This window comes from Cryobacterium sp. TMS1-20-1 (assembly GCF_004402355.1).
In the GTDB taxonomy this organism is placed as follows: Bacteria; Actinomycetota; Actinomycetes; order Actinomycetales; family Microbacteriaceae; genus Cryobacterium; species Cryobacterium levicorallinum.
In genome coordinates, this window is the sequence record NZ_SOGF01000010.1 from 65,627 (window position 1) to 91,833 (window position 26,207).

Here is a 26,207-nt window from a genome sequence, read left to right on the forward strand (position 1 = left end):
TCTGTTCAAACGACGCGTTGGATCTGGCAAGATGGGGCTGCTGCCTCCAGTCGCAGCACACTCGATGGGGGACCACGCATGGGATCGTTTCTGGCGCCGACCACGGCGGCCGCGCTCGAGCGGGTGCTGACGCTGCAAACGGATACCGCTGGTTCGCCCCTGGATCGGCTGCGCGCCATCCGCTCGCTGCAGACCGCCCTCGAACAGGACCCGGCGACCCTGGCCGCTGTTCGCGGCGCCCTCGCTGCTGACGTGTCGTGGGACCAGATCGCTGATGCGACCGGACTCAAGCCTCCGGCGGCCAAATGGCGTTGGGGCGGCACCGACGACGAGATCAGCGCCCGCTTCGAAGCCGGCCGTAAACGATCCGTGCGGCCAAGCAGTGTGCCGACCGACCTCCCCGGTCTATCCGTCGCCGAGGCGGCGGCCGAACGCGGTGTGAGCGCTCAGGCGATTTACCTGCAGGTGCGGCGCGGCACCCTGGTTAGCCGCACGGTGACCCTGCCCGACGGCCGCAAGTACAAGCGGGTGTTCCCGGCCGGTACGACAGACCCCGATTCCAGCCCCGACCTCAACGGAGACGTCCCACAATGAACAGCATTCCCACTACTCTCACGATTGAGCATCGCGCCGACCGGGTGCACGTGCAGCTCGACCGGCCCGACGTGCGCAACGCCATCGACCAGACCATGATCGATGAGCTGCACGCAATTTGCGCTGAACTGGAGCAGCAGCCGCGTATCCTGATTATCAGCGGAGCGAACGGTGTCTTCGCCTCGGGTGCCGACATCGCCCAGCTGCGCGAACGGCGCCGCGACGACGCGTTGCTCGGCATCAACTCCGGGCTGTTCTCCCGCATTGCGAAGCTGCCGATGCCGGTGATCGCCGCGATCGACGGCTGGGCGCTCGGCGGCGGCGCCGAACTGGCCTATGCGGCTGACTTTCGCATTGCCTCCACGAGCGCCCGGATCGGCAATCCGGAGACAGCCCTCGGCATTCTGCCCGCTGCCGGTGCGCTTTGGCGACTGGCCGAGCTCGTCGGCGAGCCGGTGGCCAAGGAGATCATCCTGGCCGGACGCATTCTGAGCGCCCCCGAATGCCTTGCCGTGCATCTGGTCACCGAGGTGCACGACCCCGACGACCTGCTCGCTGCCGCCCACGCGCTGGCCGACCGCATCGCCGCGCAGGACCCGCTGGCGACCCGTCTGGCCAAGGAAGTTTTCCACGCTCCGCGGGCGGCGCATCCGCTCGTCGACAACGTTGCTCAGTCGATTCTGTTCGAATCCGAGGCCAAGTTCGCCCGAATGGATGCCTTCCTCGCCCGTCGCAAGCGCTAGCTGACGACCACGGCTAAAGCGGTGACAGTGCCGATAGCGATCGCAGCCCATTCCCTGAATACTCCCTCGTTGCGGCCACTATCGAATCGGGAGGCCACTCGCGTGCGGTTGCGACCCACTTGGATGTAGCCACGGCGAATTCAGGAAAGGGCCGGACTCGTTCAGCGCTGGACGCTGCGCCAACAGCACTGCTCCGCCACCTGGAACACACTTCAGCTCACGTGCTGGGACTGTCTTGGGACTGTCTCTTAAACGGTGGTTCCGGGCTGGGAGTGTTGGCCCGGTGGGTCTGGGCGGGTCGCCAGGTTTGGGACGGGTCCCACAGCAGTGGGCCGAGCACCTGGGGTCGGCCTTTGACCATGCGGATTTTCCACTCGTTTGTGTTGATGGTGTGGTGGTGGAACCAGCACAAGAGTGTTCCGTTTTCGATGTTGGTGGGGCCGCCCTGTTCCCAGGGGAGGACGTGGTGGACTTCGGTCCAGCGGGCGGGGATGGTGCAGCCGGGGATGATGCAGCCGCCGTCGCGGGCGGCAATTACCGCGCGCTGCTTGGCGGTGAAGCAGCGGATTTTGCTGCCGAGGTAGAGCACGTCGCGGTTCTCGCCGAAGAGGACCTGCTGGTAGCCGCCGGCGCAGATGAGTTCCTTCACCCGGCGAAACGACACGGGTGCTTCGATGCCGTCGATCCAGCCGACGCCGCGGCCCTGGTCGAGGTCGACGGCGTTGATGTGCACCATGACGGTGGGGGCGGCTCCGCCCATGGTTGGGGTTTTCGGGTCTCGTGCGGCCGCCTCGAGCACGGCGCGGAGGATATCGGCACGTTTCTCGCCCGCGGTGCGGCGGTCGCCGTCGAATCGGGGGTCGCCGGTGAATTGGTCGGCGCTGAATGGTCCCGTGCCGAAAGCGGCCGAGCCGGGGATGCTCTCCACCCCGTCGATACTGTCGATGCCGTCCAGCTCGGGCTTATTGCGGCTCTCGAGCAGTTCGGTGGGCACGAAGATGGGGCTGCGGGATCGGGCCGACAGGTAGGTGTCGAAGAGGGTGTCCATAACACCGCGGAGTTCGGGGGTGACGTCGGCGCGCAGCGGGTAGAGCCCGTTGCGGAGCAGACCGAACGTCAACGTGCTCTTCGCCTCCACGACATCGTCATTGGGGGCGGTGCCGTCGGGGTCGAGCCGGCCCTGCCATTCCATCGCTTGCGCCCGCAGGTAGTCGGGTGCGAAGCGGATGCCCGCGCCCGGCAGCCCCGCGGTTTCCGGAGTGATCGCTCCAGTCGCCGACGCGACCAGGGCGCGTTCGACCCGGTCAAGGTCGTCCGGACCGACCCGGCCCTGCAATGCGGTCAGGGTGGTGGCGATGATCTCCGCCGATTCCATCCCGAGGTCGCCGCTGACGAGCCCGTCGGCGATGACCGGGTACCGGGCGGGGACGGGCAGGCCAAGCGGAGTGCGCTCCACCGTGGTCTCGCCGAGCTTCAGGCGACGTTTGGCTTCACGGCCGGAGATGCCGGCGAGCTGGGTGATGAACTCGACCCGGTTGCGGCATCCGTTCCTGTAGGCCAACGAGCCGTTGCCGAGGTCAGTTTCGGCACGCGCACCAATGTCGGTGGTCGCCCGCAGCCTGGCCCCATCAACCTTGCGACCCAGCCTCTCCAGGGCTGCCAATACCGCGACCGCCTCGGAGTCGTCGAGCTGACCAAACCGCACCCCGTCCAACGCTCCCGCCAGAATCGCTCCGGCCTGGGCAATCACCGCCACCCGAGAACCTTCAGGCTCCGGGATCGAACCGGCTGCTGCTGGCGGGGCGGTGAGGGTCATGGCGTCGGCGCCTCCTTCATCCATAATTATATCCCGAAAAGCGCATTAACGCGAGGGAATCTCACTTTATTCTGACAAGGAATCAGAAATATTTTTGACTGGTCCAGTGCACCTGCCGATCATGTTGCGCCACTTGCGCTGGGCGATTCCCCGAGGCTGGAACTGGCCGCATAAGCGGGTGAATTGCTACGTCACTCGGCGGAGCAACCATTTACGCGCTTTCGCGACCTGGAGCTGGCAATCAGGCAGGTCGGAGCAACCGGCCCGTCCGTGATTGGACCGGATGAGTGCGACGGCGGACGTCTCGGCCCGCACGTGATCGGGGGAGCTCGAACGTTCCCGGGACCATGATGGTGACGAGTCCGGTCGTGGCCGTTATCGGCGGATTGGTCGTGCGGGGCGGGGTCGTCGCCGTGATCGCTCTGCTCGGTGATGACGCGCAAGACTCGTCAACAGCCGTCCTGATTGCGGTGATCCTCGGTGTGATTCTGATGTTCACACTGGGCTTTGTGCAGGTTCGAGTGAGCGTCGACAAACGCGGGCTGCGCGTGGTGTCGCGGCTCCTGGGCATCCGTTTGAAGCAGCTGCCGCTCGATCAGGTGGAATCAGCGTTCGCCGAGACCCTAAGCCCGCTGCGGTCGGGCGGCTGGGGCTACCGCCTGACGAGCGGGCGCACGGCCGTGGTGATGAGGGGCTGCCCGGGCCTCGTGGCCAACCAACGTCGCGGCACCCAGTTCGCCGTGACGGTCGACGACCCGGAAGCCGCAGCCGCGCTACTGACGGCACTCAGTGACGGGAATCCGCCCACAATCTGCAGGCGGGGCCCACCTTAGGGAAGTGGGCCCATGATCCATCATGGGCCCACTTTCCGGGCCCGGGCCCGGAAAGAAGTATGGGCCCCGAGATGGGTTACGGGTCCACCGTGCGAACTCGGGCCCAGTTTCAGAGCCGAGCCCGCGCTCCGGGCCCGGGCCCGGGACTGACGGGCCCCAAACAGACCAGGCCCCGAACTGACGGGCCCCAAACAGACCAGGCCCCGAACAGACGGGCCCCGAACAGACCAGGCCCCGAACAGGGTCGGCCACGCCAGCAGGCTCAGTGGGCGCGGGCGACCTCGTAGCCGCCGGCGGAGTAGATCGTGGTGAACACCACACCGCGGTGCAGGGCCTCGGCGACGACCTGCGCAGACGTCCATTCTCCGGGCAGGCCGCCCGCCGCAAGGTCGATCACCAGATAGTCGGGGAGCGGATTCTGGTTGCCGAGCCAGTAGACATCCGTTCGTTCCACCAGGTAATTCATCAGCCCGATATCAGATTCGACCCGGGCGCCGTCGGGCACAACGGAGAGGGCGGCCTGCGCGGAAGCGGCGCGATCCGTCGAAAAATTGGCCGACACATTCGTCAGCTTGAACAGCGGCAGCGTCGTCGCGAGCACCAGACCGGCGACGATCGAAACGGATGCCGCCCGCCGCCCGAAACCGCGCAGCCAGCCCCGCCGACTGATGCGCACGAGCACAATGCCATCGAGCGCGGCGGCAAACACGATGGGCATGAGCACGGCGCTGTACTGCCAGGTTGGACCCCAGTAGCCCGAGTTATCGGACAGAAACCGCCAGGCCAGCGTCGGCAGCAGCACGAGGGCGAGCGGCGAGCGCACCGCAATCACGCCGCCGACCACGAGAAGCAGCAGCAGCGTCACCCCCTTCTGCGGCTGCAGCAACGCGGCCGGATCGCTGAGAATAGCGGGCAGGTCGATGCTGCTCGAGTAGGCCCAGGCGCCGTTCGGATTGAGCAGCGGCAGAATCACGAGGCTCGCGAGCGCAAACCAGCCGATACCCCAGACGGCGAGCCACACTCCAAACGGATGCCGGCTGCGCACGGCCAGCACGATGCCGAGGGCGGCAACGGTGAGGCCGAGGTCCTCCTTGACGAACACGAGCGGCATCGCCCAGAGCAAGCAGGCCACCCACTTACGCAGCAGAAACGCGGTCAGTGACAGCGCGAGGAGCGGCACGGCGAACGCGATCTCGTGAAATTGCGCCTCTACCGCGCCCTGCAGGCCCCAGCTGAAGGCGAAAGCCAGCCCGAACAGCGTGCCGGTCACCGGCCCGAGCAATCGCATTGCGCCGTAGGTCAGGGCCGCAGCGGCGAGACCGAACAGCGCATTCTGCACGACCAGCAGCGTGAAGGCGTGCGGAAAGATCGCGAAAATCGGGGCGAGCAGCACCAGGAGCGGATGAAAGTGGTCACCCAGCAGATTGAATCCGTCGCCCTTGATCGTCACGATTGGAGCCTCGAGCGCGGCATACTGCCGGGCCAGCTGGGTGAAGATGCCGAGGTCCCAGGACGGAGCGGCGAAACTGCGCCACTGCAGCGCCGACAACACGGTGTACGCAGCGGTCGCCACGAGTCCGACGGCCGCGGGCAGCAGAATGGGCCGCCGCGTGCTTGGCCGAACCGGTCCCACGCGCGATCCCCTCATCCGTCAACGCTAACGCACCGGCACCCAGCACCGCCTTCTGCACCGCCTTCAGTACCGCACCAGGTCGGCGCCCACGTAGCGCCGTCAGCGCCGTCAGTACCGTCGCCCCCACCGGTGCCCGCGCGCCGATGGCAGCGACGCGGCGTCCAGACCGGGCCGGTGCGCACCGCAGCATCCGGGTAACTGAGGTTTTATCGCAGCACAGGACCTTTGGCACTGTTTCGGGGCCGGGGCGCGGAGCAGACTAAGGGCGTGCAGCCGACAACAACACCTCTGGAGATCGCATGACCATGACTTGCCCCTTCTGCCGGTCCCCAGCCCGGCTCAGCCCGAATCCGGCCCACGCCGAGCGCACCTCGCTCCCGATCTACCTGCTCAAATGCTCGGGATGCGACCACACCAGTGTGCGCGTCTCTCCGGATCTTGGCGCGTTCGCGTCCCGCGCCGCCTCGGTCAGCGCCTGAGGTTCTGACTCTCGCTGGGAACCCGATCCTCAGCGAGCGCGGCCGCACGCTGCCCCAAATCGTGCCTTCCCGGCCCCTACACCGGCGAGTGGCAAAGAAAACACCTCCGCATCCCCCTGCGAAGGTGTTTTCTTTGCGTTCGACCGCCCCGGTTGCTTCGTTCAGGTCGGCAGTACCGTCGCGATCTCCCGCACCCACGCGTCGATACCACCCTCGACCTGCCACACCCGGTCGTAGCCATGGCTATGCAGCTTGGCCAGAACGGCAGCCGAGCGGGCACCCGCCTTGCAGTGCACCACGATATCGCGGTCCCGCGAGAGAGACGAAAGTGCTTCCCCCGAGAGGATTCCGCCCTGCGGAATGAGCAGCGCCCCGGCAATATGCACGATGTCGAATTCCCCGGGTTCCCGCACGTCAATGAGGTCGAAGTCACGCGCGCCGCGCTTCCGGCTGTCGAGCATAGCCGCGAGTTCGTGCACGGAGATCGCGTCGTCAACGTGGTTCGATGCGGGCAATGTTTCGCAGAATACGTCGTAATCGATCAACTCGGTGACTGGTTTATTGGCGGGGTCGCGTGCAATGGCGAGTTCGCGCCACGACGCGTCAAACGCGTTGAAGAGCACGACCCGGCCCAGAAGCGTGCGGCCGACTCCGGAGATCAATTTCACGGCTTCGGCGACCATCGTTGAGCCGATCGTTCCGCAGAGCATCCCGAACACTCCGCCTTCTGCGCAGTTGGGCACGGAGCCCGCCGGTGGAGCTTCTGGATACAGGTCGCGGTAGGTGGGGCCATGCTCATTCCAGAACACGCTGACCTGCCCGTCGAAACGCAGGATGGATCCCCAGACACAGGGCTTGCCGAGCATCGCGGCGGCATCACTGACCAGATAGCGAGTGGCAAAATTATCGGCACCGTCAACGATCAGGTCGTACTGGGCGAATAAGTCCAGAGCGTTCGCCGAGTCAAGCCAAACATCGTGACGGTGAATCGACACGAGTGGGTTGAGCTGGGCTACCGCTGCGGCAGCGGACTCAAGTTTCGAGTGACCGAGGTCTGCAACGCCGTGGATAATTTGACGCTGCAGGTTGCTCAGGTCCACGGTGTCATTGTCGATAACACCCAGGGTGCCCACCCCCGCAGCCGCCAGGTAGAGCAGTACCGGCGAACCGAGACCGCCGGCGCCAATCACCAGCACCCGCGCATTCTTCAGCCGTCGTTGGCCGACAATACCCATTTCGGGAATGAGAATGTGGCGCGAGTACCGCTGGAGTTCCGCGGCAGTTAGCTCGTCGCCCGGTTCGACGAGCGGTGCTAAGAGTGGCACGTCACTCATAGGTCGGGCCTCCCGTTCATCGTCGATGAAGCCAAGGCGAGTTCACGCTTCGGAATCCGGCCAGCCTGGGACGCCAGCCGACCCGCAATCACCGCATGTTTGAAGGCTTCGCCCATGAGTGCCGGGTTCTGCGCGCGCGTCACCGCCGTGGCCAGGAGCACGGCATCGCAGCCCAGCTCCATCGCGAGCGCAGCGTCGGATGCGGTGCCGATTCCAGCATCCAGCACCACGGGTACGGCGGCACGAGCAACGATCAGCTCGATATTGTGCGGATTGAGGATGCCGAGCCCGGTACCGATCGGAGCCCCCAGTGGCATCACGGCGATGGCACCGAGATGCTCAAGGCGAAGGGCCAGCACGGGATCGTCATTTGTGTAGGCGAAAACCTTGAAGCCGCGCGCGACAAGCTGTTCGGTCGCGTCCAGCAGTTCGACCGCATCGGGAAGGAGGGTGTGCTCATCGGCGATGACCTCGAGTTTGATCCAGTCCGTCTCGAGGGCTTCCCGCGCCAGCTGCGCGGTCAAGACGGCTTCGCGCGCGGTAAAGCAGCCAGCGGTATTGGGCAGTACCCGAATGGAGCGATCGACCAGAAGATCGAACAGCGATCCGGCCGTCGTCACGCTGTGACGCCGCATTGCGACGGTGGTGAGCTCGGTTCCGGAGGCGTGAAGGGCCGCGCCGAGGCCCTCGAGGCTCGGTGCGCCGCCGGTACCCATGATTAGACGTGAATTCAACTGCACGCCGTCGATCACCAGGCTGTCAGTGATTGTGAGTTGTTCGGTTTCCACGGTCAACCTCCCTGAACTGCGGTGACAATTTCAATGTCATCGCCGGCCGTGAGCACGGTGCCCGACCATTGGCTGCGTGGAACGACTTCACGGTTGCGTGCAACTGCCACGCCGAGACGTTGTTTGTCGGTCGCACGGCCATCCGCTGCGATGTGGCGACCGGTGATCTCGGCGACCAGGTCGGTCACGGTGCTGCCGCGCCGAACATTTCGTTCTGTGCCGTTGACGGTGATCGCGCTGGCGGGTATGTCGATGGGCCTGGATTCGGTCACGAGCTGACAACTCCTTGTAGGGAAACGGATGCTGACGGTCGGGTTGCAGAGAAACGGTGGGGCCGAAAGCGCTCCCACCGCTGGTCGGCACTTCCCTCGATGAGCTGAAGACAGTATTGGGCAGCTACCGGGGTGAGCAGTACGCCGTGGCGGAAAAATCCGGTGGCGATGATGAGCCCGGGGATGTCGTTGCCTGATGTTTCCCCACCGGTTCGCGAGACCCGGCCAAGCAATGGCGCGTTATCGGGCGTTCCTGGACGAGCGCGAGCGGTTACTTCGATCAGCTCGAGCTCACTGACCGCCGGCAGCAACACCTGGGCGTCACGCAATAGTTGATAGACGCCACCAGCCGACACCGCAGTGGAGCCGTCTTCGCGTTGGGTGGCTCCGATCACGACCGTTCCGTCCGATCGTGGAACCAGATAGACCGGCACGCCGTGCACCAGCCCGCGGAGCGTGCAGGTGAGCAACGGCCGAAGGTGCGCCGGCACCCGAAGCCGCAGAATATCGCCGTAAACCGGTCGAAGTGGCAGGGTCAGTCGCTCTGGTAGCCCGTTCAACCCAGCCGCCGCGAGGCCATTGGCCACAACTACTTCGGCGGCACTGACCGTTCCGCCATCAGCCAGGGCGACACCGGTGACGCGAGATGAGGCATCCGCGGAATCGTCGTGCAGTAGCCCCATGGCATTCACCCGGATCAGGGCGTCGTGGCCCCACCGGCGGCTTTTCGCCAGCGTGGCAAGTTCGAGTTGGATGCGCTCGGCGAGCCGGCGCGGGTCGACCTGATGATCCTGCTCCACCATGAAGGCACCGGAAACGTGAGGGCTCAGCAGCGGTTCAAGCACGCGCGCCGCACGAATGGTCAGCGGGTCGACGGCTAGCCCGTTGGCGAGCTGCACCCCGCGCAGGTCGGCCAGCGCTTGCCGGTCGGCCGAATCAGCGCCAACAGTCATGGTGTGAGTTCTCTGATACCCGGTGAGGTGATGATCGGGCCCCAGTGATTCGATGAACGCCGGATACAGCGCCGAGGAGGCGAGCATGAGCTCGAGCAACACCTCTTCTTGGTAGTGCAATTCGCTCACAGCCGCGAGCATTCCGGCCGCAGCGTACGTTGCGCCGCCGGCGGGGTCCGGATCGATGACGACCACCGTGCGGCCGGAGTGCGCAACAGCCCAGGCAATGCCGAGCCCGATAATGCCACCGCCGATCACGGCGACGTCGACCGTGCGGTTCACGACTCGTTCATTCATGGTGCGCACCGTTCCTCTGCGCTGGCACGGACGCTCGAACTTGGCCCATAGGGTTGGTCGCATGGACCAGACAAAAGCCCGGCTGTATCTCTGCACCGATGCCCGGAAGGATCGTGGCGATTTCGCTGACTTCGTGGCGGCGGCGTTCGCTGGTGGGGTCGACATCATTCAGCTTCGCGACAAAAATATCGACGCTGCCGAGGAGCTCGAATATCTCGAAATTCTGCGCTCGGTTGCCGACCAGCACGCACGACTCTGGGCCGTCAACGATCGGGCGGATATTGCCAGCCTGGCGGGCGCTCCGGTATTTCATGTAGGCCAGACAGACCTGCCGGTGGCCTCCGCTCGCACCCTGCTCGGCCCGGCCGCCGTGATCGGCCTGTCCACACACAGCACCGAACACGTGGATGCAGCCCTGGCCGCGAACGATCTCAACTATTTTTGCGTCGGCCCAGTCTGGGCCACACCGACAAAACCCGGTCGAGCGGCGGTCGGAACGCAGCTTCTGCGTTACGCGGCCGCCCGCAGCGCAGCCACCGACAGCGAGCTGCCATGGTTTGCCATCGGCGGCATCGACCTCGGCAACATCAACCAGGTCGTCGACGCTGGCGCGACTCGAGTGGTTGTGGTGCGCGCGATCACCGACGCCAACGACCCGACGGATGCCGCGCAGCGACTTCTGGCCAGCCTGCCCGCGCTGGGCTGATACCGCACACAGTACCGAGTTTGGCGTGGTCATCTCAGGCCAACACAGAGTGCCGAGGGGCGTCGAAGAAGTCGAGCTCGAACCGTGACGAGGTGGCAAACGCCTGGCGCATCGCCGATTGTTGCGCGTCAGAGGCCGTGGCCGCAGCGTCGTCGGTGAGCGCGATGACTTCTCTCGTGGCCGCGGCGAATTCTTCATCGGCATACGTCTGGAGCCACGCCGCATATGGATGTACTGCTGTCTCGGTGCGCGCCAGAAAGTCGGTGTGCAGCCGCTCACCGACATCCGCATAGAGCCAAAAACAGGGCAACAGCGCCGCCAGAAGCACCGCATAGTTTCCGCCCTCAGCGAGCCCGAGCAAGTGATCCAGGTAGCCAGCCGTTACCGGGCCGGCCTCGGACGACACGTCCCGTTGCCCCAGCCAGTTTCTGTGCAATTCCAACTCAACGTCGCGGCACCGTCGTGCCGAATCGGCCAGAAACCGCTGTGCGTGCATGCTCGGCGCGATCTCACTGGCGCGCGCAAGAACGCGCGAGTAAGTGGCGAGGTAGAGCGCGTCCTGAGCGAGGTAATACGCAAAATCTCGCTCGGCCAGAACCCCAGTACCGAGATCCGTAATGAACGGCAGATCGAAGATCTGCGTGCGAATCAGCTCGACATCGCGCCACAGTGTCGCACTGAACTTCACCGAATCAGCTGGTGTGGCCGACTCGGCCGACGCGCCTGCGAACAGCCGATGAAAGTGATGGATCGGGCCATGGCCCTGACCGACCTCGAGGTCGTCGGCATGGATCAGAGCATCCTGAAGCCAGTCTTTGACCTCGGCCAGAGACGCAGCCCAGTCCCCGGTTCGCGCCTGTACCGTGGCCATTGCCGAGGAGAGCGAGCATCCGGTGCCGTGGGTATTCTTGGTGGCGATGCGCGGCGAGGCAAACTCGACAACGCTCTGTGCCAGCAGCCCGTGGGTGTTGACCAGGGCGTCAGGGCAGAGGGCTTCGTCGAAATGACCCCCCTTCACCAACACGGTGACTCCGGTGCGGGCTGATAGTCGTTTGCCCTGCTCGATGGCCGCAGCCCAGTTTGCCGCTGTGGGTTCTGCGAGCAGAACGGCCAGCTCGGGAACGTTGGGTGTGACGAGATCGGCGAGGGGGATCAGATCACGCAGAGCCTGCTCCGCTTGGGGTTCGAGCAGCCGGTGACCACTTGTTGCCACCATCACCGGGTCGAGCACGACGAGCGGAGGACGGTGGGCATTTAGCCAGGAACGCACCTCGTGAATCACGTCGATTTCGGCGAGCATGCCGATCTTCACGGCATCGATGGTCACGTCATCGCTCACGGCGTTCAATTGCTGGCGCAGAAACGCGACCGGCGGGGTGTGCACCGAGCGCACCCCGCGTGTGTTCTGCGCGACCAGAGCTGTTACTACTGCCATGCCGTACCCGCCGTTGGCCGCGATGCTTTTCAAATCGGCGTGGATGCCGGCACCGCCGGTCGGGTCGGTGCCGGCGATACTGAGAATCCGAGGCGTGGTGCGCGGCGTGATACTCGAGGTCTGATCAGTCATCCGTGACATTCCTTCGCTAGTGCTAACTAGACAGGTTCAACGGGTATTCATCTCAGCTCGCGCATTGTGCGGAGCACCCCGTGTCACTCAGCAGCCTATACGCCAACAAACGTCACTCAGTTACCGATGCCAGAATCGTGGGCGTTCAGGACACGCCCCGAGCTCACAGGTCGGCGAGCAGGCTCACCGGGTTTTCAATGCAGCCGGCCACATAGGTGAGAAACCCGGCGGCGGTTCCGCCGTCGCAGACCCGATGGTCGAACACCATGGAGAGTTCTACGACGGTGCGAACCGCGAGTGCGTGTTCGACCACCCACGGCCGCTCGATCATGCGCCCAATGCCGAGAATGGCCGCTTCGGGATGGTTGATGATCGCGGCCGAACCGTCGACGCCGAGCGATCCGAAGTTGTTGAGGGTGAAGGTTCCCCCGGTCAGCGCGCTCGGCGAGAAGGTGCCGTCGGGCGATTGCGCCACCAGCGCGGCGAGGGCATCGCGCAGCTGTCGCGTACTCATCGCGTGGGCACGGTGGATGACGGGAACCATCAGCCCGCGTGAGGTCTGCGCCGCAATGCCGAGGTTGATGGCTCCGTGCTGGAGAATCTCCTGGCTCGCGGTGTCGACCGAAGAATTGAGCACCGGATACCGGCGCAGCCCGGCCACCACGAAGCGCGCGATGAGCGCCGTCACGCTGAACCGCTCACCCGTCGCCGCGAGCAGCTGGTCCCGCGCGGCGAACAGGGCGGTCGCGTCGACGTCGAGCCAGATCGTCGCCTCGGGAATCTCCCGACGCGACGTGGTCAGCCGCTGTGACACGACTTTGCGCAGGCCGGTGATGGGAATGCGAATATCCGCACTCGCCGCGTCGACAGCGCTGGGCGGCGTCGCAACGTCGACATCGGCTGCCACATCGGCTGCCACATCGACAGCCACGGCCGGAGCGGTGAGCGTGCGAATGTGTTCCTCGACGTCGCTGCGCAGCACCAGACCGTCGTGCCCGCTCCCGGCCAGCGTGCTCGCGTCGAACCCGTTCTCGCGCGCCAGCCGGCGCACGATCGGAGACACGACGGGGGAGCGGCGGATCGGGTCGACCGTGCTGGACGAATCGATGGCCGCAGAAACGGATGCCGCCACCTCGGCGGGGCGCTCGGCCAGCGCAACAGCGCTGGGCGGCGTCGATGCAGCCGGTGCCGGGGCATCCGCTGCCCGTGGGCTGCCGAACCGACCGGCGGCCACCTTGCGCGCCGGCCGGGTGCTTTCGGTCGCGCCGTAGCCGACCAGAACGGCTCCGGAGCCTTCGACCGCCACGACGGTCGCCGCGGCGACCGGAACGCCGACAACACCGGCTGAAGCGTCAGCAGTCGCGTCGGTCACGGTCAGCAGCACCTGCCCGGCATGAATGACCTGGCCGGGCTCGCCGAACAGGCTTGCCACGACGCCGCCGTAGGGCGACGGCAGCTCCACGATCGACTTGGCCGATTCAACCTCGACCACGGCCTGGTCGATGGCGATCGTATCGCCGGGAGCGACCAGCCAGGCCACGATCTCGGCCTCGGTCAGTCCTTCACCGAGGTCGGGCAGCAGAAACTCGCGGCTCATCAGGACCACTCCCAGGTCGACAGCGCGGCGAGGATTCGGTCGGGGGTCGGCAAGAAATACTCCTCGAGCTTGGGTGACGGGTACGGAATGTCGAAGCCGGTGATGCGCAGAATGGGCGCGGCCAGGTAGAAGAAGTTGCGCTCGGTCAGGCGAGCGGCCACCTCAGCGCCGTAACCGCCGAACTGGGCGGCCTCGTGCACGATCGCGGCCCGGCCGGTCTTTCGAACGGATGCCCCCACCGTCTCGTCATCAAACGGCGACAGCGTGCGCAGGTCGATGACCTCGATCGAGAGCCCCTCAGCCGCGCCCTGCTCGGCCGTCGCGAGGGCGGTCTTCACGGTCGGACCGTAGGCGATGAGCGTGACATCGCTGCCCTCCCGTAGCACGACGGCCCGGTTCAGCGGCTCGGTCTGCACCGGCAGGGAAAGCTCCGCCTTGCTCCAGTAGCGACTCTTCGGCTCCATGAAAATCACCGGGTCGTCGCTCGCGATGGCGCCCCGCAGCATGGAATAGGCGTCGGCCGGGTTCGACGGGCTCACCACGGTCAGCCCGGGCGTCGCCGTCCAATACGCCTCGGAGGAGTCGGAGTGATGCTCGACGCCGCCGATATCGCCGGCGTAGGGAATGCGAATGACGATCGGCAGTGAAATCTTGCCGCGCGTACGGTTGCGCATCTTCGCCACGTGCGACACTATCTGCTGGAACGCTGGGTAGCTGAACGCGTCGAACTGCATCTCGACCACCGGGCGCAGGCCGTACATCGCCATGCCGATCGCCGTTCCGACGATGCCGGCCTCGGCCAGCGGCGAGTCACTCACCCGGGTCTCGCCGAATTCGGCGTATAAGCCGTCGGTGACCCGGAACACGCCGCCGAGCGGCCCGACGTCTTCGCCGAACAGCACGACCGTCGGATCGTCGACCATGGCGTCGCGAATGGCCGCGTTGAGGGCGGCGGCCATGGTCAGGTTTTCCGGAGCGCGCACAGCTGTTCCGGTCTCGAGGGGCTGCTGCGGGCTCATCGGGTGCTCTCTTCGTATTCACCAGCGGATGCGTCGGCGTCGAGTTCGGCCGCCAGAAAGGCGCGTTGCTCGGCCAGGGCGGAGCGGGGGGTGGCGTAGACGTGCTCGAACAGCTCGAGCGGATCGACTACCGCCTGCTCGGTCATGCACTCGCGGGTCGTCGCTGCGAGTGCCTCCGCGGCCGCAGCGACGGAAGCGCGCTCTTCCTCGGACAACGCACCCTGGGCAATGAGGTACTTCTCCAGGCGTTCGATCGGGTCGCGGCTGCGCCACAGGTCGACGTCGGCGGTTTTGCGGTAGCGGGTGGGGTCATCCGAGTTAGTGTGCGCCTCGATGCGGTAGGTGAGGCCCTCGATCAGGGTCGGGCCGCCGCCGCTGCGGGCTCGGTCGACCGCCGCTGAGATGACCGCGAACATGGCCGCGACGTCGTTGCCGTCAACGTAGAAGCCGGGCATGCCGTAGCCGATCGCCTTGTCGGCGATGGTGCGGCAGGCCATCTGCTTGTCGAGGGGCACGCTGATCGCGAACTGATTGTTCTGCACTACGAAGACGACGGGGGCCTGCCAGACTGCGGCAAAGTTGAACGCCTCGTGAGCGTCACCCTCGCTCGTGGCCCCGTCGCCGAGCAGGGTGAGCGCCACGGTGTCGTCACGCTTGAGCTTGGCCGCGGTCGCGAGGCCCACGGCGTGCAGTGCCTGGGTGGCGAGCGGGGTGGCCTGCGGGGCGATGCGATGCTGTTGATAGTCGTAACCGCTGTGCCAGTCGCCGCGGAACGAGGCGAGAATATCCTTCGGCTCGACGCCGCGGGTAAGCAGCGCGATGCTGTCCCGGTAGGTCGGAAACAGCCAGTCCTGCGGCGAGAGCGCGGCGACGGCGGCGATCTCGCAGGCTTCCTGGCCGAGCGCGGATGGGTAGGTGGCGAGGCGACCCTGCCGGGTGAGGGCGGTGACCTGCACGTCGAACCGGCGGGCCACGACCATCTGCCGGTAGAGGTCGACCAGTGTCTCCACCGGGGGAAGGACGAATCCGCCGCTCTCGGTGCCCGGAACGGCGTTCCCCGAATCATCGATCAACCGCAGGGGTGGGGGTGCCAGCACGGCCGTCAGCGGCGTGCTCTCGACATTGAGGCTCATGAGCCAATGGTGCGCCCTTTTCGCAGGCCTGGCCGCGCTTTTTCGCAGTTGTGAACGATTGGCCGATCATCCGCCAGACGGCGACCAATCGGCATGGTTGAGTCCTGAATCAGTGCCAGGCGTCCGGAGTCGTGCCGGGTGCATGCCCGATGATCTCGTCGAGAATGAGGTGGGACCGGGTCGAGATCACCCCCGGCATGGTGTGGATATCGCGCAGAATGGCCTGGCTGAGCTGCTCATGGTCGGGAGCGCTCACCGTGAGAATGATGTCGATGTCGCCGCTCACGGCCTGCGCCTTCTCCACGAACGGCAGTTCGGCGAGCTGCGCGGCAATTGCGCCCCAGGCGACATCGCCGATTTTCACGACTACGAGCGCGGACACGTTGAGCCCGAGTGCCTTACGGTCGGTTTGGGCACCGAAGCCGGTGATCACGCCGTGGCTGATCAGCTTCTGCACCCGGGTGTGGGCGGCGGTGCGGGAGATGTGCACCTGCAGGGCCAGCTGGCGCATCGAGAGTCGACCGTCCCGGCTGAGCTCGGCGATAATCTGGCGATCGGTGCTGTCGAGTCCGGGGTGGGGAGTCTGGGGCTGCGTCATTGGACTCTCACACTACCGGCGCGGGCGCGGCCGCCGTGGATTCGCGCTGACCGGATTTGCGCAGCACGCGCAGATAGTGATTCTTGGGCCAGTGGCGCAGCGCCAGCGGCAGGCGGGGATAAATCAAGCGGATGCCGCCCAGCACGCGATCAAAGCGCCGCTCGTGCCGCTCGGTCCAGGGAAGTTCGAACAGCACGCGAACGTGGGGCGGCAGCAGTCCAGCGGTCATCAGCCGGGCCAGCGGCAGGGCGGCCCGATACCAGAACGGAGCCGAGCGCGAGTGCAACAGCTCGTGCGCGACCGCGCGGGTGGCGGCATCCGTTGTCAGCAGCTGCAGCTGCTCGTTCCAGTATTGGCGAAAGGCGGCGCGATCTTTCGGCCACAGTTCTGGCGGCACTTGCAGCGCTGTGCCGAGCCGGGCGTATTCGCTATAGACGGTATCGGCCGTGTTGTCGCCCAGCGGGCCGTAGATCAAAGCGTGCAGGTGGGTGGCCGATTCATAGAGCGTCGCGGCAACCCAGAGCTGCAATTCGGGGGTGAACGCGTTGTACTCGGGGGTCGTGCCGACCGAATGCACGGGAACGTGCGCGTGATTGACCCGCGCGGCCATCGCAGCGGCCAGGTCGGCCTCGCCGAAGACGGTGGCGTAGACGTAGCTGAGCGTGCCGTTCAGCCGGGCGAGCGGCTTGGCGGCGAAATGGCTGTGGTCGGCCACGCCGTGCCCGATGGCCGGATTCGCCAGCTGCAGCAGGATGGCCCGGCCTCCGGCGGCGATCAGCAGGCTCTCACCCGCTACCCCCCGCATGCTTGGTGCGCGTGCGCTCACAGCAACCTCCCAATAAACACGCAGAACCTCGTGACAGGGTGAGCCTATTCGGTCGTCCTGAGTTTAGGTCCCGTCTGAACGCCCGAACAGGGGGAGATGAATACTTGTCTTCTGGGGAATATGTGCGTCTTCTATGCGCTTGCATGTATCCGAGGGCGACAATTCCTGGGCCCACACACTTGAGGAGAACTTCTATGAGCGAGACCACGATCACCAATATCCCGGGCTACAAGGCTGGAACCTGGACCATCGACAAGACCCACAGCTCCGTGAGCTTCAGCATTCGCCACATCGTCATCAGCAAGGTCAAGGGCACCTTTGACGACTTCGACGCCACCTTCGTGACCGGCGAGAACCCGCTCCAGACGAGCGTCACCGCCTCCGCGAAGGTCGTCTCGATCAACACCAACGAGCCGGGCCGCGACGGTCACCTGCGCACCGGCGACTTCTTCGACGCCGAGACGTACCCGACGATCGACTTCGTGTCGACCGGTGTGCGCGTCGTAAAGGACGACTACCTCGTCGACGGCAACATCACCATCAAGGGAATCACCAAGCCGGCCACGTTCGAGCTCGAGTTCGGCGGCTTCGGCGGAGACCCCTACGGCAACTACAAGTTCGGTGCCACGGCCAAGACCGAGGTCAACCGTGAAGACTTCGGCCTCACCTACAACGCTGCCCTCGAAACCGGCGGAATGCTGCTCGGCGACAAGGTCACCATCACGCTCGAACTGCAGGCCGCGCTCAACGCGTAACCCGTAGTATTTTTTCGGCAGGGCCCCACTTCGGTGGGGCCCTGCTGCGTTTAAGCGGGAATGGTGAGCATCCACTCGGTCAGACGGCGGCGCAGCTCGGCGCCATCGAGGTCGGTCCGGCCGAGATCCTGATAGTTGGGCGCCCAGGTCTCCACCCGGGGGAAGGCCTTCATCGCCGCGAAGTGGTCCCAGAGGGCCACATCGGGGGTGGGGGAGCCGAACGCCTCGTCGTAGGCCCGGGTGAACACGTCGGCGACGGTCACGTCGTAGAGAAACACCAAGTCCTGGCGGCACCAGGCCAGGTCGTAGCCGCGCGGCGCTCGCCCGGCGCCCGACCAGTCCACGATGCCGGTGAGGCGCTCGTGCAGCCAGACGGTGTTGCCTGACCAGAAGTCGTTGTGCGTCAGCACTCGGGGTTCGTTATTGAGCTGCCGCCAGAGGGAATGCATCGGTGAATCGGCCGCTGGCTCGGTGAACAGCTCGGGGAGCGCACTATCAACCGCAAGGGAGTGGATGCGCGCGAGCGCCTGCCCGAGTTGCCGCGCGAAGTCCCGCGGATCCTGGGGGGTGATCGAGGCCCGACCCGCCAGCAGCGTCGTGACGATGAGCGGGCATCCGTTCACTGTGCCGTCAGGGTCGGTGGCCAGCAGTCTCGGAGCAAGGTCGCCCAGGTCGCCCAGGGCGGCGAATACCTGGATCTCCCGGCGCACGGCGTCGTCACCGGGCGGGAACTCGCGCAGCACGACGTCGCTGCCGTCGGGCGTGCCCACGACGCTCGTCGTGGCGTGCGTGCCGCCGGGCAGCGTGCGCACCCAGTACAGCTCGCTGACGGCGAGCTGCCGGGCGGCCCACTGCAGCACGACGGGGGAGGGAACCGCTGGGATCATTCCTCTACGCTACGCGCTCAATCCGAGTCAGACCGGGCGGGAGTCCTTGCCGTCGAGCCACAGCTCGACGGACTCGTCGCGATGCACTCCGTCGGAGCCGACGTGCTTCTCGCTGATCGTCGTGCCGTTCTTGATGACGTAGACAAGGGCCATGGCGTGGCCGCGGCCCAGGTCGTAGTCGGTCTTGAGCCAGGCGATGATGACGCTGGCTTTGGTGGCGGGGTCGTCGAAACCCTGTTCGTGGGCGAGTGCGACGATGGCACGCGGCGTCAGCCCGGTCTTCTCCTCGATCGCATCGAGGTAGGCCTGAAACGACATGGGAGCCTCCTGAGTGAACAGCCTGTTATCAGATAGTACGCAGATTTCGCGCTGGGCAGGGTGATGGCGACGGCAGGCATTCGTTTGAGGCCTATGCCCGAGGACGGCATGCTGCAAAGCTGAACGCATGAATGATTCCGCGGAGAAGACGACGCTGCTGCACTATCTGGCCTCTGGCCGTGAGGCCCTGATCTGGAAGCTCGACGGGCTGAGCGACTACGACGTGCGGCGCCCGCTCGTGCCGACCGGCACCAACCTGCTCGGCCTGATCAAACACGTGGCGAGCGTCGAGGCCGGCTACCTGGGGGCAACCTTCGGCCGACCGTTCGGCGAGGTGCTGCCGTGGCTTGACGACGATGCCGAGGCCAACGCCGACATGTGGGCGACACCCGACCAGTCTCGCGCGTGGGCGATTGACCTGTATCGCCGGGTCGGCGAGCACTCGGCGGCGACCGTCGAGGCGCTGCCGCTCAACGCGTCTGGGAACGTCGTCTGGTGGCCGCCGGAGCACAGCAGCGTGACGCTGCACCAAATTCTCCTGCACATCATCGCCGAGACGCACCGTCACGCTGGCCACGCCGACATCGTGCGCGAACTCATTGACGACGCCGTGGGTCTGCGCGCGGATAACAGCAACCTGCCGCCCGGTGATGCGGCCTGGTGGCAGTCCTATCGGGAGCGGCTGGAGGCGGCTGCCCGGGAGGCCGGTTCGTAGACCGCCTCGCTCGAACTGTGCCAAGGTGCAAGAGGGCGCTCCCTATTCAGGGTCTGCCAGCATAGATCACCCTTCCATTCGATGGAGCGGCACTCTAATTGAAAGAGGAGATCCCCGTGTTCACCCTGCATGACCTTGCGATTCCGATCGTCGCGGCCCCCATGGCCGGCGGCGCTTCCACGCCCAACCTCGTGGTCGCCGTGAGCGATGCCGGCGGCCTCGGCTTTCTCGCCGGCGGGTACAAGACGCCGCAGACCCTGGCCGAGCAGATCATCGACGTACAGCAGCGCACGAAGAATTCTTTCGGTGTCAACCTGTTCCTGCCGCAGGCGCCGCTGACAGACCGGGCCGCAGTCGAGAGCCACCGAAACCTACTCGCCCTCGAAAACCCCGCTGCCTCCTTCGGGGAGATCAGCGACACCGACACGGACTGGTTCGCCGACAAGGTGGACGTCGTTATCGCGCACCAGGTCCCGGTGGTCTCTTTCACTTTCGGCCTGCCTCCGATAGACGCCGTCGAGCGGATGCACACGGCCGGGTCGTTCCTGATCGCCACGGTCACCTCGGTGCCCGAAGCCCGTCAGGCGGTTGACCGCGGCGTCGATGCACTCTGCGTGCAGGGGCCGGAGGCCGGCGGGCACCGGGGGACCTTCACCACGCGGGACGAACCGGGCACCCTGGCTCTGGGGGAGCTGTTGATCGCGATTCGCGAGGTGGTGACGCTGCCGCTGATCGTGGCGGGCGGCATCCACTCTGGCGGACAGATCGCCTCGTTGCTGGCTGCCGGAGCCGAAGCTGTGCAGCTCGGAACCGCCCTGCTGCGCACCGACGAGTCCGGTGCGAACCCGGCCCACCAGGACGCCCTCGTCGACCCGCGGTTCACCGAGACCGTCATAACCTGGGCCTTCTCCGGCCGCCCGGCCCGCGGCTTGCGCAACGCCTTCATCACCGCCCACGATGCGACCGTGCCGCATGAGTATCCGCAGGTGCATCACCTCACCAAGACTGTGCGAGCGGATGCCGCCCGCCGCGGCGACCCGCACGGCCTCGCCCTCTGGGCTGGTACCGGCTTTCGGGAAGCTCGCACCGGCTTGGCCGCGACCGTGCTCGCTGCGTTGTGGGCCGACACGCACGCTGCCGTCGTCTCGTAGCAGGTCGTCGCTTAGCTTTTACGTGTCCTGACGGTGCCGAGGAGCTGGAGCCGGTCGGCTCCGGCACGGTCGAGAACCGTGCGGCGGCCCCCAAGGTAGGCTTTATCGACAGGGTGAGCGGCAGCCGCTCCCCGATGGATCAGCGTCGATCGGCGCCTCTGACCCTGGGGCCGCCAGGCCAATGTAGATCGCACAACAAGAAATGGTTCTCCTTTGCGCAAAATAACTATGTCCCGGGCGGGCAAGCTCACGGTCGCCGTCACGGCGCTGCTGGCCCTCGCCGGCGGATTCCTCGGCGTCAGCGCCGCGGCCGCGAGTCAGCCACAGGCCGCTACCGCCGGCGAAAACTACGTCATCGGCACCGACACCACCTTCGCGCCGTTCGAGTACCGCGAGAACGGTGAACTCACCGGCATCGACATGGACCTGATTCGCGACATCGCGAAGAACCAGGGGTTCACGGTCGAGATTAAGTCGCTCGGCTTCGACGCTGCGCTGCAGGCGCTGCAGTCCAATCAGGTCGACGGCGTCATCGCCGGCATGTCGATCACCGACGAGCGCAAGCTCATCTTCGACTTCTCCGACCCGTACTTCGACTCCGGCGTGCAGATGGCCGTCGCGGAGGACAACACCGAGATCACCGGATACGCCGACCTGGCCGGCGAAACGGTCGTCGCCAAGCGCGGCAGCGAGGGCGAAACCTTCGCCAACTCGATCAAGGACGAATACGACTTCACGGTCAAGGCACTCGCCGACTCGGCCACCATGTATGACGACGTCAAGGCCGGCAACTCCGTCGCGGTGTTCGACGACTATCCCGTGCTGGCCTACGGCATCAACCAGAACAACGGGCTCAAGTCCGTCACCGAGAAGGAACAGGGCAGCTCCTACGGTTTAGCCGTCAATAAGGGGCAGAACCCCGAGCTGCTCGCCGCGTTCAACACCGGCCTCGCCGAGTTGCAGGATAACGGCGACTACCAGGCCATTCTTGACACCTACCTGGAGCAGCCGGCACCCGCCGCGGCATCCGGTTTCTTCGCTCTGCTCAGCGACAGCATGCCGGCGCTGATGAAGGGCCTCGGGCTGACCCTGCTCGCAACCGGCCTGTCCATTCTGATCGCCCTCGTGCTGGGCGTGGTGTTCGGCTTCTTCAAGGTCTCCGAGAGTCGCATTCTGCGCGGCATTGCGAGCGTCTACGTCAGCATCTTCCGCGGCACCCCGCTGCTCGTGCAGGCCTTCTTCTTCTACTTCGGTCTGCCTCAGCTCACCGGGCAGTCGATCGACGTGCTCACCGCCGGTGTGCTTACCCTGAGCCTGAACGCCGGCGCCTACATGACCGAGATCGTGCGCGGCGGCATCCAATCGGTCGACCCGGGCCAGACCGAAGCCGGTCGCAGCCTCGGCCTCGGCTACGTCACGACCATGCGCCGCGTCGTACTGCCGCAGGCCGTGAAGATCATGACGCCGTCGTTCATCAACCAGTTCGTGATGACCCTGAAAGACACCTCGTTGCTCGCCGTGATCGGCTTCGCCGAGCTCACCTATCAAGGCCAGCAGATCTACGCCGCCAACTTTCGCACCGGTGAGACCCTGCTGATCGTCGCCGCGCTGTACTTCATCGTCATCAACCTGCTCACCATGCTCTCCAACAAGCTCGACAAGAGGTTCAACAAATGAGCACCAGCGCAAACAACACCGCAAGTGCCAGCAAAATTTCGGTACGTGGCCTGCGCAAGTCGTTCGGCTCCAACGAGGTGCTCAAGGGCCTCGACGTCGAGATCACCGAGGGCGAGGTCGTCTGCGTCATCGGCCCTTCGGGTTCGGGCAAGTCCACCTTTCTGCGTTGCCTGAACAAGCTCGACGAGCTCAGCGCCGGCACGGTCATCGTCGACGGATTCAACCTCAGCGACAAAACCGTCGACCTGAACGAGGTTCGAGCGCACATCGGTATGGTCTTCCAGCACTTCAACCTGTTTCCGCACATGACGGTGCTGCAGAACATCATGCTCGCGCCGACCGAGTTGAAGAAGGAATCCAAAGCGGATGCCCGCGCCACGGCCCTGAAACTGCTCGAGCGGGTGGGCCTGTCCGACAAAGCGGATGCCCGCCCCGCGCAGCTCTCTGGCGGCCAGAAGCAGCGCGTCGCGATCGCCCGGTCCCTCGCGGTGAACCCCGACATTATGTTGTTCGACGAGGCCACGAGCGCCCTCGACCCCGAAATGGTGGGGGAGGTGCTGCAGGTCATCCGCGACCTCGCCGCCGAGGGCATGACCATGGTCGTCGTCACCCACGAGATGGGTTTCGCCCGCGAGGTCGCGGACCGGGTTATCTTCATGGCCGATGGCCTCATCGTCGAAGAGGGCACCCCGGCCGAGCTGTTCGGCAACCCGCAGCAGGAGCGCACCCAGGACTTCCTCTCCAAGGTGCTCTAAACCGCCTGACCCAAAACGGATGCTCCGCGCGAGACCTGGGCGCGGCATCCGTTTTTCTGTTCCGGTCAGGCATGACCGCGCCCGGTTTGGGTAGCCGCTACGGTAATCGGCGTAGCGGCTACCGAAATAGGGCACGGCTATCGAACGGATGCTTCGGGCGGCTCAGGCCCGGTCGCCGACGATCTCCTCGCGCACCCGGCGCAGGTCCTCCATGAGCGAGCCGATCAGGATCCAGTGGTCTGGGTGCGGCGTCACGATGCGCAGCGGCGCGGTCAGGGCCAGCACCTCGGGGGCCGGCATCTCGGGCGCCACCGTGAGGTCGCCCTCCGCGCGAGCGAGCAGCCGCAGATCGTGCGCAGCCCGGGCCAGCTCCTCGGAAAAGGCCTGAACGCTCGGCTCCAACTGCAGGGAGGCATCGTAGTGATCGTGCAGGGCCCGGGTCATGCCGATAGCGCGGGTCACGAGGGTCGGCAGCCGCCCGATCATCTCATGGTCGGTGTCGAGCGCCAGGCGTAGTTTGGCCTTGCGCGGGTTGAGCATGAGGCTCTCCTCCGCCTGCGCGATGGCCTTCTCCGCCTTGACCAGCATGGGGCGCAGCAGCCGGGCCTTGATCATCAGCTCCATCAGGTCGACCGGTGTCTGCGGGGTGCGCAGCGCCTGGGCAATGCGCTCGAAGGTATCAGCCACCTCGCGAGCGAGCAGGGCCACAGCATCGCGTGCCGGCGCAATCAGCACCGGCGGAACGATCAGGGCGTTGATGATCAGCGCGATCCCCGCACCGATGAACGTTTCAAAGATGCGATCGAGGGCATACCCCGGCGTCGTCGCGCCGAGCGCGAGCACGAGCATGGCGCTGATCGGAATCTGGCTCGCCGACACCGGCGACAGCCGCAGCGCCCAGGCGACGAGGATGCTGACCACGATCGTGCCGAGTACAACCCAGCTGGACTGGCCGAGGAAGAAGCCGATCGTGGAGGCGATAATGACTCCGCCGATGACGCCAGCGGTACGTTCGATCGCGCGGCCGAGGGTCTGATTGACACTCGGCTGCACCACGAGCAGGGCCGCAATCGCGGCAAAGATCGGCAGGTCGTTGGGCAGCAGCAGCTGCGAGACGATCCAGGCCAGGGCGACGGCGACAGCCATCTTCACGACCTGCAGCACCGGGAGTCGGGTGGGGATGCGTAGGGCCGATGTTAGTTTCACTGCTCAAGGCTAACCCGACCTCTCCTCAAGCGGATGCCGACAAACCCGTCTGCCCGCTGCGCGCCGGCCGGAACCAGGTGCAGCGTGCCGCGCATCGGCCACGAACGCACGATGTCACCCGCATTGACGCTGGCCTGTACCTCGTCCAGCGTTGTGCCGGGGGAGCGAACGACGATGGCCCACTGGGCCGCCGGGTAGTCCTGGAACTGTACCGCGGGCATCCGCTCAACGACCGCAACGGCCCCAGCAGCGGTGGCCCGGCCAGGCCCTGGGCGTGCAGGCGCAGGCGCAGAACGTCGGCGCGGGAGGCGGCAGTGCCCGTAATGATCAGCCCGCGCCTAGCCCAGGTCGTCGTCGGTGCGAGCTCCGAACACGATTTCGTCCCAGCTCGGCATCGATGCCCGACCGCGCTTGGGTGTGGTGCGGCCATGGTTGGTGCGCTCCTGGGCGCGGGCGGCCTGGTTGGCCCAGGCGTTGCCGGTCGGTTCCGGCGTGGTCGCCGGCGCCGCACTGGACTCGTCGGTAACCGGGCTGTCCATGGCCGTGGATCGACGGGGCCGCATCATTGCAGGCTGCACCGAAGAGGATGCCGTCGGCTGGGCCGCTGCAGCATCCCGGCTGCCAGCCGCCTCGCGTTCGCCGCGGCGTCGACGCAACGATTCCAGAAGATCGGCGGTTTCGCTCATGTTCGATGCCGGCTCGGCAGCGCGTTTGATCGCGGCTTTGGACACAGCATCGTCCCGGCTGAGCGAACGGGAAAACGGCACAGCCTCAAGGTTCGGGCTGGTGTCGTTCAAAATCTCGTCGGGCAGGGATTCCTTGAAGTTGAAGGCGTTGCTGTCGAAGCGGGAGACATCGGCGGCGCTCGTCTCCGAGCCGACCGCGCGCAGTCGGGGAATGAGCGAGCCCTTGAGCTCGCCCTGCTGCGAGAGCGCGATGGCTTCGCTGCCGACCGGCGATAGTGAGTTCTTCTTGGGTTCGAAGCCCCAGCGGGCGTCGTGGTCGATCTCGTCTGCGGTGAAGGACAGCTTGACGATCCAACCGCCGCCGGGCTCTTTCCAGCTGGCCCAGCGTTCGCCGGTGGCACCGAGCGAGGCGAGACGCTCCCGAATGACGCTGCCGAAGTTCACGTTCTCGTCGACCGGATCCGGATCGATCGCGGTGTGTACCGGCACGCTGAGCGCCGACGAGACGATGTACTCCCGTTCGGCTACGACCGGGCCCTCGAAGCGGCGCACGTAGTCGAGGGACGCGCCGGTGACGGCCGCGACATCCTCGGCGGACATGCCGGAGCGAATGTGCGCCTGAACCTCCCGGGGGGAGAGTTTTGGCGCGAGACTCCGCTCCGTCTGGGTTTGGCGAAGCCGGGACTGAAGAACCTCGTCGATGGCGATGCGATATCGGTCACCATCTTCGGACGCTGCGAGCAGCGCACCGTTCTCAACCCCAATAACCTTCAATTCCTGCATGAAGACAAGCCCTCTCGCGATTACCGTTGGCTGCAAGACTGCCACGACTTGGGGCAATTTCGCGGGAATACGCTGGGCGTGCCGCA

Annotated in this window: 27 protein-coding genes and 1 riboswitch; of the genes, 10 read left to right on the plus strand and 17 right to left on the minus strand. The window is 65.8% G+C overall.

What is annotated here, in order from left to right; translation table 11 throughout:
* Window positions 1-78: 78 nt before the first annotated feature.
* Together E3O45_RS01435 and E3O45_RS01440 are read left to right on the plus strand one after the other, a co-directional pair.
* A complete protein-coding gene (locus E3O45_RS01435) occupies window positions 79-594 on the plus strand; it encodes a hypothetical protein (RefSeq protein ID WP_134441232.1) in 516 nt (171 codons plus the stop codon).
* Window positions 591-1,337 (plus strand): enoyl-CoA hydratase/isomerase family protein, encoded by a 747-nt coding sequence (locus E3O45_RS01440; protein ID WP_134441233.1) that lies wholly within the window; start codon window positions 591-593, stop codon window positions 1,335-1,337. Before E3O45_RS01435 ends, E3O45_RS01440 begins: the two co-directional genes overlap by 4 nt.
* A gap of 217 nt (window positions 1,338-1,554) precedes the next feature.
* On the opposite strand, the gene E3O45_RS01445 is transcribed toward E3O45_RS01440, so the two are convergent.
* Window positions 1,555-3,153, minus strand: a complete 1,599-nt coding sequence (locus E3O45_RS01445; RefSeq protein WP_166789357.1) for an HNH endonuclease signature motif containing protein — start codon at window positions 3,151-3,153, stop codon at window positions 1,555-1,557.
* 347 nt (window positions 3,154-3,500) lie between these two features.
* Between E3O45_RS01445 and E3O45_RS01450 the strand changes: the two genes are divergently transcribed.
* Window positions 3,501-3,986 carry a hypothetical protein gene (locus E3O45_RS01450; protein WP_134441235.1) on the plus strand — a complete coding sequence of 162 codons (486 nt, stop codon included), beginning with the start codon at window positions 3,501-3,503 and terminating at the stop codon, window positions 3,984-3,986.
* 262 nt (window positions 3,987-4,248) lie between these two features.
* On the opposite strand, the gene E3O45_RS01455 is transcribed toward E3O45_RS01450, so the two are convergent.
* Entirely contained in the window at window positions 4,249-5,634 is a 1,386-nt protein-coding gene (locus E3O45_RS01455; protein WP_134441236.1) for a DUF2079 domain-containing protein, read from the minus strand.
* Window positions 5,635-5,918: 284 nt separating this feature from the next.
* Between E3O45_RS01455 and E3O45_RS17375 the strand changes: the two genes are divergently transcribed.
* Entirely contained in the window at window positions 5,919-6,098 is a 180-nt protein-coding gene (locus E3O45_RS17375; protein WP_166789358.1) for a hypothetical protein, read from the plus strand.
* Window positions 6,099-6,259: 161 nt separating this feature from the next.
* Here E3O45_RS17375 and moeB read toward each other — a convergent pair whose 3' ends face one another.
* The 4 genes from moeB to thiO are packed head-to-tail and all read right to left on the minus strand — an operon-like array spanning window position 6,260 to window position 9,742.
* Window positions 6,260-7,432, minus strand: coding sequence for a molybdopterin-synthase adenylyltransferase MoeB (gene moeB, locus E3O45_RS01465; protein WP_134441237.1), 1,173 nt, complete (start codon window positions 7,430-7,432; stop codon window positions 6,260-6,262).
* Window positions 7,429-8,220, minus strand: coding sequence for a thiazole synthase (locus E3O45_RS01470; RefSeq protein ID WP_304988983.1), 792 nt, complete (start codon window positions 8,218-8,220; stop codon window positions 7,429-7,431). The genes moeB and E3O45_RS01470 overlap by 4 nt, the downstream gene beginning before the upstream one ends.
* A 2-nt stretch (window positions 8,221-8,222) precedes the next feature.
* Window positions 8,223-8,492, minus strand: coding sequence for a sulfur carrier protein ThiS (gene thiS, locus E3O45_RS01475; protein WP_241980625.1), 270 nt, complete (start codon window positions 8,490-8,492; stop codon window positions 8,223-8,225).
* A complete protein-coding gene (gene thiO / locus E3O45_RS01480) occupies window positions 8,489-9,742 on the minus strand; it encodes a glycine oxidase ThiO (RefSeq protein WP_134441239.1) in 1,254 nt (417 codons plus the stop codon). Before thiO ends, thiS begins: the two co-directional genes overlap by 4 nt.
* Before the next feature lie 61 nt (window positions 9,743-9,803).
* Between thiO and thiE the strand changes: the two genes are divergently transcribed.
* Entirely contained in the window at window positions 9,804-10,448 is a 645-nt protein-coding gene (gene thiE, locus E3O45_RS01485) for a thiamine phosphate synthase (RefSeq protein ID WP_134441240.1), read from the plus strand.
* 34 nt (window positions 10,449-10,482) lie between these two features.
* Here the strand turns inward: thiE and E3O45_RS01490 are convergent, their stop codons facing one another.
* The 6 genes from E3O45_RS01490 to E3O45_RS01515 form a co-directional block, all read right to left on the minus strand.
* Window positions 10,483-12,024 carry a bifunctional hydroxymethylpyrimidine kinase/phosphomethylpyrimidine kinase gene (locus E3O45_RS01490; protein WP_166789359.1) on the minus strand — a complete coding sequence of 514 codons (1,542 nt, stop codon included), beginning with the start codon at window positions 12,022-12,024 and terminating at the stop codon, window positions 10,483-10,485.
* A riboswitch (TPP riboswitch) is annotated at window positions 12,007-12,106 on the minus strand. It overlaps the preceding gene by 18 nt.
* A gap of 72 nt (window positions 12,107-12,178) precedes the next feature.
* The gene (locus E3O45_RS01495; protein WP_134441242.1) at window positions 12,179-13,612 is read right to left on the minus strand and encodes a dihydrolipoamide acetyltransferase family protein; all 1,434 of its coding nucleotides are present in this window, start codon (window positions 13,610-13,612) and stop codon (window positions 12,179-12,181) included.
* Window positions 13,612-14,631: an alpha-ketoacid dehydrogenase subunit beta gene (locus E3O45_RS01500; RefSeq protein ID WP_134441243.1), complete on the minus strand. Its 1,020-nt coding sequence runs from the start codon at window positions 14,629-14,631 to the stop codon at window positions 13,612-13,614. The genes E3O45_RS01495 and E3O45_RS01500 overlap by 1 nt, the downstream gene beginning before the upstream one ends.
* Window positions 14,628-15,764, minus strand: a complete 1,137-nt coding sequence (gene pdhA, locus E3O45_RS01505) for a pyruvate dehydrogenase (acetyl-transferring) E1 component subunit alpha (RefSeq protein ID WP_134441244.1) — start codon at window positions 15,762-15,764, stop codon at window positions 14,628-14,630. The genes E3O45_RS01500 and pdhA overlap by 4 nt, the downstream gene beginning before the upstream one ends.
* Window positions 15,765-15,873: 109 nt before the next feature.
* Complete coding sequence (locus tag E3O45_RS01510; protein WP_134441245.1) at window positions 15,874-16,362, minus strand: Lrp/AsnC family transcriptional regulator; 489 nt, start codon at window positions 16,360-16,362, stop codon at window positions 15,874-15,876.
* Between the two features lie 7 nt (window positions 16,363-16,369).
* Window positions 16,370-17,188, minus strand: a complete 819-nt coding sequence (locus tag E3O45_RS01515; protein WP_241985171.1) for an oxygenase MpaB family protein — start codon at window positions 17,186-17,188, stop codon at window positions 16,370-16,372.
* Between the two features lie 194 nt (window positions 17,189-17,382).
* Between E3O45_RS01515 and E3O45_RS01520 the strand changes: the two genes are divergently transcribed.
* Window positions 17,383-17,943 carry a YceI family protein gene (locus tag E3O45_RS01520; protein WP_134441246.1) on the plus strand — a complete coding sequence of 187 codons (561 nt, stop codon included), beginning with the start codon at window positions 17,383-17,385 and terminating at the stop codon, window positions 17,941-17,943.
* A 50-nt stretch (window positions 17,944-17,993) separates the two neighbouring features.
* On the opposite strand, the gene E3O45_RS01525 is transcribed toward E3O45_RS01520, so the two are convergent.
* Entirely contained in the window at window positions 17,994-18,830 is an 837-nt protein-coding gene (locus E3O45_RS01525) for a phosphotransferase family protein (protein WP_134441247.1), read from the minus strand.
* A 27-nt stretch (window positions 18,831-18,857) separates the two neighbouring features.
* A complete protein-coding gene (locus tag E3O45_RS01530; RefSeq protein WP_134441248.1) occupies window positions 18,858-19,148 on the minus strand; it encodes a DUF4287 domain-containing protein in 291 nt (96 codons plus the stop codon).
* A 127-nt stretch (window positions 19,149-19,275) separates the two neighbouring features.
* Here E3O45_RS01530 and E3O45_RS01535 point away from each other — a divergent pair, with 127 nt between their 5' ends.
* From E3O45_RS01535 to E3O45_RS01550, 4 genes are all read left to right on the plus strand, one after another.
* Complete coding sequence (locus E3O45_RS01535) at window positions 19,276-19,863, plus strand: DinB family protein (RefSeq protein WP_134441249.1); 588 nt, start codon at window positions 19,276-19,278, stop codon at window positions 19,861-19,863.
* 116 nt (window positions 19,864-19,979) lie between these two features.
* Window positions 19,980-21,014, plus strand: coding sequence for a nitronate monooxygenase family protein (locus tag E3O45_RS01540; RefSeq protein ID WP_134441250.1), 1,035 nt, complete (start codon window positions 19,980-19,982; stop codon window positions 21,012-21,014).
* A 228-nt stretch (window positions 21,015-21,242) separates the two neighbouring features.
* Window positions 21,243-22,691, plus strand: a complete 1,449-nt coding sequence (locus tag E3O45_RS01545; protein WP_134441266.1) for an amino acid ABC transporter substrate-binding protein/permease — start codon at window positions 21,243-21,245, stop codon at window positions 22,689-22,691.
* Entirely contained in the window at window positions 22,688-23,446 is a 759-nt protein-coding gene (locus tag E3O45_RS01550; protein ID WP_092449153.1) for an amino acid ABC transporter ATP-binding protein, read from the plus strand. The genes E3O45_RS01545 and E3O45_RS01550 overlap by 4 nt, the downstream gene beginning before the upstream one ends.
* 162 nt (window positions 23,447-23,608) lie before the next feature.
* On the opposite strand, the gene E3O45_RS01555 is transcribed toward E3O45_RS01550, so the two are convergent.
* The 3 genes from E3O45_RS01555 to sepH all read right to left on the minus strand — a co-directional run bounded on the left by E3O45_RS01555 (window position 23,609) and on the right by sepH (window position 26,121).
* Window positions 23,609-24,652: an aromatic acid exporter family protein gene (locus tag E3O45_RS01555; protein ID WP_134441251.1), complete on the minus strand. Its 1,044-nt coding sequence runs from the start codon at window positions 24,650-24,652 to the stop codon at window positions 23,609-23,611.
* Window positions 24,649-24,873, minus strand: coding sequence for a DNA glycosylase AlkZ-like family protein (locus tag E3O45_RS01560; RefSeq protein ID WP_134441252.1), 225 nt, complete (start codon window positions 24,871-24,873; stop codon window positions 24,649-24,651). The genes E3O45_RS01555 and E3O45_RS01560 overlap by 4 nt, the downstream gene beginning before the upstream one ends.
* Before the next feature lie 117 nt (window positions 24,874-24,990).
* Window positions 24,991-26,121 carry a septation protein SepH gene (gene sepH / locus E3O45_RS01565; protein WP_134441253.1) on the minus strand — a complete coding sequence of 377 codons (1,131 nt, stop codon included), beginning with the start codon at window positions 26,119-26,121 and terminating at the stop codon, window positions 24,991-24,993.
* Window positions 26,122-26,207 lie beyond the last annotated feature (86 nt).

Excerpts from the sequence above, each read along its gene's own strand:
- moeB (WP_134441237.1), bottom strand. The coding sequence starts at position 7,432 with ATGAGTGACGTGCCACTCTTAGCACCGCTCGTCGAACCGGGCGACGAG.
- E3O45_RS01525 (WP_134441247.1), bottom strand. The coding sequence starts at position 18,830 with ATGATCCCAGCGGTTCCCTCCCCCGTCGTGCTGCAGTGGGCCGCCCGG.
- E3O45_RS01545 (WP_134441266.1), top strand. The coding sequence starts at position 21,243 with ATGTCCCGGGCGGGCAAGCTCACGGTCGCCGTCACGGCGCTGCTGGCC.
- E3O45_RS01455 (WP_134441236.1), bottom strand. The coding sequence starts at position 5,634 with ATGAGGGGATCGCGCGTGGGACCGGTTCGGCCAAGCACGCGGCGGCCC.
- E3O45_RS01535 (WP_134441249.1), top strand. The coding sequence starts at position 19,276 with ATGAATGATTCCGCGGAGAAGACGACGCTGCTGCACTATCTGGCCTCT.
- E3O45_RS01550 (WP_092449153.1), top strand. The coding sequence starts at position 22,688 with ATGAGCACCAGCGCAAACAACACCGCAAGTGCCAGCAAAATTTCGGTA.
- E3O45_RS01450 (WP_134441235.1), top strand. The coding sequence starts at position 3,501 with ATGATGGTGACGAGTCCGGTCGTGGCCGTTATCGGCGGATTGGTCGTG.
- E3O45_RS01500 (WP_134441243.1), bottom strand. The coding sequence starts at position 14,631 with ATGAGCCCGCAGCAGCCCCTCGAGACCGGAACAGCTGTGCGCGCTCCG.
- E3O45_RS01520 (WP_134441246.1), top strand. The coding sequence starts at position 17,383 with ATGAGCGAGACCACGATCACCAATATCCCGGGCTACAAGGCTGGAACC.
- E3O45_RS01490 (WP_166789359.1), bottom strand. The coding sequence starts at position 12,024 with ATGTCACGGATGACTGATCAGACCTCGAGTATCACGCCGCGCACCACG.
- E3O45_RS01495 (WP_134441242.1), bottom strand. The coding sequence starts at position 13,612 with ATGAGCCGCGAGTTTCTGCTGCCCGACCTCGGTGAAGGACTGACCGAG.
- sepH (WP_134441253.1), bottom strand. The coding sequence starts at position 26,121 with ATGCAGGAATTGAAGGTTATTGGGGTTGAGAACGGTGCGCTGCTCGCA.
- E3O45_RS01510 (WP_134441245.1), bottom strand. The coding sequence starts at position 16,362 with ATGACGCAGCCCCAGACTCCCCACCCCGGACTCGACAGCACCGATCGC.
- pdhA (WP_134441244.1), bottom strand. The coding sequence starts at position 15,764 with ATGAGCCTCAATGTCGAGAGCACGCCGCTGACGGCCGTGCTGGCACCC.
- thiE (WP_134441240.1), top strand. The coding sequence starts at position 9,804 with ATGGACCAGACAAAAGCCCGGCTGTATCTCTGCACCGATGCCCGGAAG.
- E3O45_RS01445 (WP_166789357.1), bottom strand. The coding sequence starts at position 3,153 with ATGACCCTCACCGCCCCGCCAGCAGCAGCCGGTTCGATCCCGGAGCCT.
- E3O45_RS01560 (WP_134441252.1), bottom strand. The coding sequence starts at position 24,873 with ATGCCCGCGGTACAGTTCCAGGACTACCCGGCGGCCCAGTGGGCCATC.
- E3O45_RS01435 (WP_134441232.1), top strand. The coding sequence starts at position 79 with ATGGGATCGTTTCTGGCGCCGACCACGGCGGCCGCGCTCGAGCGGGTG.
- E3O45_RS01440 (WP_134441233.1), top strand. The coding sequence starts at position 591 with ATGAACAGCATTCCCACTACTCTCACGATTGAGCATCGCGCCGACCGG.
- E3O45_RS17375 (WP_166789358.1), top strand. The coding sequence starts at position 5,919 with ATGACCATGACTTGCCCCTTCTGCCGGTCCCCAGCCCGGCTCAGCCCG.
- thiO (WP_134441239.1), bottom strand. The coding sequence starts at position 9,742 with ATGAATGAACGAGTCGTGAACCGCACGGTCGACGTCGCCGTGATCGGC.
- E3O45_RS01530 (WP_134441248.1), bottom strand. The coding sequence starts at position 19,148 with ATGTCGTTTCAGGCCTACCTCGATGCGATCGAGGAGAAGACCGGGCTG.